Source organism: Mesorhizobium carmichaelinearum, assembly GCF_900199455.1.
In the GTDB taxonomy this organism is placed as follows: domain Bacteria; phylum Pseudomonadota; class Alphaproteobacteria; order Rhizobiales; family Rhizobiaceae; genus Mesorhizobium; species Mesorhizobium carmichaelinearum.
Genome location: NZ_FZQR01000220.1, coordinates 1 through 242 on the forward strand (window position 1 = coordinate 1; position 242 = coordinate 242).

Genomic DNA, 242 nt, shown 5'->3' on the forward strand with positions numbered 1-242 from the left:
TTTGACGTATCCATGCCAATTCTGATAATCTCTTCCACGGACGGTCTCCCTCGATTGAGCTTTCAACGAACTCATTCTGGCACATTGCGATGCTGTTGGGAGCCGTCCACCCCAACACGGCAGCAACTCGTCGAGGCGATTGGCGGGGTGCTCGGCAATGCGGTGAAGCACATCGGTAAGCCAGGCTTGCGGATCGACATTGTTGAGCTTGGCGGTGCCGATGAGGGCGTAGATGACTGCAG

Annotated in this window: 1 pseudogene; it reads right to left on the reverse strand. The window is 56.2% G+C overall.

Features of this window, described 5'->3' with window-relative positions:
* Positions 1–117 precede the first annotated feature (117 nt).
* A pseudogene (locus CKW40_RS42680) lies at positions 118–242 on the reverse strand (transposase domain-containing protein); the annotation flags it as partial.